This window comes from Psychrobacter sp. FME13, assembly GCF_014861395.1.
In the GTDB taxonomy this organism is placed as follows: Bacteria; Pseudomonadota; Gammaproteobacteria; order Pseudomonadales; family Moraxellaceae; genus Psychrobacter.
Window position 1 is genome coordinate 1 of sequence record NZ_RRYV01000231.1, and the last position, 3156, is coordinate 3156.

General features: G+C 39.7%; 5 protein-coding genes. 1 reads left to right on the forward strand and 4 read right to left on the reverse strand.

The window, feature by feature from the left end; all coding sequences use genetic code 11:
* Positions 1–51: 51 nt before the first annotated feature.
* Positions 52–222, forward strand: a complete 171-nt coding sequence (locus EI164_RS15315; protein WP_318779564.1) for an SDR family oxidoreductase — start codon at positions 52–54, stop codon at positions 220–222.
* Positions 223–333: 111 nt separating this feature from the next.
* Here EI164_RS15315 and EI164_RS15320 read toward each other — a convergent pair whose 3' ends face one another.
* The 4 genes from EI164_RS15320 to EI164_RS15335 all read right to left on the reverse strand — a co-directional run bounded on the left by EI164_RS15320 (position 334) and on the right by EI164_RS15335 (position 2501).
* The gene (locus tag EI164_RS15320) at positions 334–750 is read right to left on the reverse strand and encodes a S24/S26 family peptidase (RefSeq protein WP_192520816.1); all 417 of its coding nucleotides are present in this window, start codon (positions 748–750) and stop codon (positions 334–336) included.
* A 40-nt stretch (positions 751–790) separates the two neighbouring features.
* Positions 791–1279 carry a superoxide dismutase, Ni gene (sodN, locus tag EI164_RS15325; protein ID WP_192520817.1) on the reverse strand — a complete coding sequence of 163 codons (489 nt, stop codon included), beginning with the start codon at positions 1277–1279 and terminating at the stop codon, positions 791–793.
* Between the two features lie 39 nt (positions 1280–1318).
* A complete protein-coding gene (locus EI164_RS15330; protein ID WP_192520819.1) occupies positions 1319–1537 on the reverse strand; it encodes a hypothetical protein in 219 nt (72 codons plus the stop codon).
* Between the two features lie 334 nt (positions 1538–1871).
* Entirely contained in the window at positions 1872–2501 is a 630-nt protein-coding gene (locus EI164_RS15335; protein WP_192520821.1) for a superoxide dismutase, read from the reverse strand.
* Positions 2502–3156: the final 655 nt, after the last annotated feature.

The following is a 3156-nucleotide window of genomic DNA, read 5'->3' on the forward strand; positions in this document are numbered from 1 at the left end:
TCATATCTGTTGAGATGTTTTATCTTATAACATTTTTATACTTAATGCACTATATTCAATCAAGGAAAATCAGACGAAACCATCGAAAAGCTCGCCAACATGTCAGCGTTCAACCGTATTGGTGAACCAGTTGACATCGCCCGTGTCGTAGCGTTTTTGGTGAGTGAGGAAGCAGCTTGGGTGACTGGGCAAAATATCGGTGCTAACGGCGGCGTAGCTTAACCAATCGCTGCTATAAAGCTGAGCATCACATCACACCACCACACCACCACACCACCACACCACCAGCATCACATCACCAAATAAGAAGCCTGTCTTAATGACGGGCTTTTTTTATCTATTTAGCTGATAAATCACCTTTCCGATAAGGTGATGCGCCTCTATCCAGCCCATCGCTGCTTCGCTAGTGCTGGCAATATAATTGTCGCCTTTTAGACGCAGGCGCGTGATGTGGTGCTTTTGTGGACGCCTGTCTGTGCTTTTGGATGCCAGACTGTACTCTAGCTGAGTTATTCGCTTGATAATATGACCATATTTTGGATGGTTTACGGCGACAATATCGCCCACCTTTAATGTCAACTTATCAGCTAATAAACGCTTTACAGATAGACGAGACAGATATTTATTTGAATCAGTCAATACAGCAGAGGATGGTGTTAAATAACCATGCCGACACAGCAATACAAAAGCACCCGACTCAAGAGTCGGGTGCATACTGTTGCCAATGACTTTCATGACTTTAAATTTCATTTAATCGTATTCTGAGCTGCTATTAAGAATACACCTTAGCTTAGCCTAGTTTAGGATAAACGGTTTCTACTTTTGGCTCGTACGGGCAAACGGCACGGTAGGTTTCTACGCCTTTTGAATCCCAAAACGTTGCGGCAAACTCATTCACCAAATCAACCAGTTTTTGAGCATTTTCCACATCGATATGCTGTTTGGCAGCAGAACCAGCTAGCATGATGTCATGCGCTAGTGTATGGATATTTGGGTATTTTTCTAGCAATGCACCCTTAAAGTAATCACCCCAAATAATACGTACTTCATGCTTAACAGACTCAGCATGCTTTTCTTTGTCAGCGACCAAACGTACTAGCTTGGCTTGATCTGCACGGCTGTCGGTTAACGCCTCAATTTGGTGGCAATAACGCAGTACACTTAACGCAAAAATTTGAGCAGGCGTACTGTCATAAATACCACAAGGGATATCACAGTGAGCAGAGACTTGGGCAAATGGTCGAGCACTATCTAGTTTTGTGAGAAGAGTATGGAGCATAATAAACTTCCTTATTATTTTGTTATTGTAAGAACTGGCTTATTTCCCGTTTTTTTTACTAAATTGACGGTAGGCAATAAACACAGCAAACGCAACGGCAGCAGCAATAGCACCATAAAACAGCACATGTACAAGCATGGACTCATTAGCCCCATGATCGTGTCCTGGATGAGCCATCGCGCTGGTACTCATAAATAGTAAAGACAAAACGGCCATCATAGGCGCTAAAACAGTTTGACTGATATTTTGTTTATTCATAATTTTATCCATAAAATTGAGGATGAGATAAGGAAAGTAAGTTTGCGACGTTAAACACTATGAATCTCAATACTATAAAGCCAAGCTCAGTGGCTCTTTATACGTGCCTTATAGATTTCGTCTTTCATAGATCAATTCTTTGACTGACAATAGCGTAAAACAGCCTATTTGTAAATGATTATCATTTATATAATAAGCTGTTTTTATAGGTGAAAGCCTTATTCATAAAGCACTCATCCCTCTTAACACAAAATTTTGGCACAAAAAAAGGACACCTCCCGGTATCCTTTTTCATACTTATAAAGCTAAGATAGCTTAATCATTGCATCGCTATTTACGACTCAACGCCAGCATCTTGACCTTTATATTTTGCGTTAGCATAGTCCCAGTTCACTAGTTTGTCTAGGAACGTATCTACATAGTCAGGACGACGGTTACGGTAATCAACATAGTATGCATGTTCCCATACATCACAGGTCAATACAGCAACTTGACCATTCGCTAATGGTGTACCAGCGTTACCAGTCTTAGCGATTGATAGTTTGCCACCGACTTTGTCAGCGACTAGCCATGCCCAACCTGAACCGAACTGAGTCAATGCTGCATTTTTGAACTCTTCACGGAATTTGTCATAGCTACCGAAATCTTCTTCGATTTTAGCTTTTAGATCACCAGTAGGTTCACCGCCACCATTGGTTGGCGTCATGCAATTCCAATAAAATGTGTGGTTCCATACTTGGGCTGCTTGATTAAACATCCCTTGCTTGCTGTCATCTTCAGCAGTCGCTAAGATGATTTCTGGTAGCGTTTTGCCTTCTAGACCAGAACCTGGTAACAAAGCATTAAGCTTGGTCACGTATGCATTGTGATGCTTATCATGGTGAAATTCTAACGTCTCAGCACTGATATGTGGCTCTAGTGCGTCTTTTGCGTATGGTAGTTCTGGTAAAGTGATATGTGACATATTATTGTATCTCCTGGCTGGTTTAGCCCTCTGATCACTCAGAATAAGCATATGCTTACTGATATATGCTAGAGGCTAAAGTGGCTTGTTTTTATTAAAAATCCTAAAATTGTACTCAACTAGAATACTACTTAATCATTCCCTTAAAGTAAACCTGTCGAAATAAGCGAACGACCAATCTTTATATTATAACTGCAAGTCTTGTTTGTATCATCAAACTTGCATCTTTATAATCACACGCTCTAAACGTGTTGCAAATATTCCAACCTAGGGCGTAGTCTCATCTTAAAAATGGTGATAAAAATGAGATAAATTGCAGCCAAACGAGAAAAGTAGTACAGATAATATCAAGATATCAGCAGGCTACTTGACACTGTTTAGCAAAAATTTAGCTGTTTTTAGCCCATTTAAAGTGTAATGTCCGGATTGAGGACATGCTCTACAAAACTGGTTGATGAATTTAATGAACCGTCAAAAACCATGATTACTAACTTTTGCCATGAAGTATAGCAAAATGAAGATACAAACTCAGTTACTGAATGTTATATCACATCAATAATTACCAATGATAATAATAAATAAAACCAATCAATATCTAATTTTGGTGGTGTTCTAAAAAGTATGCTGGCATCAGACGTAGCCATAATTGATGTAA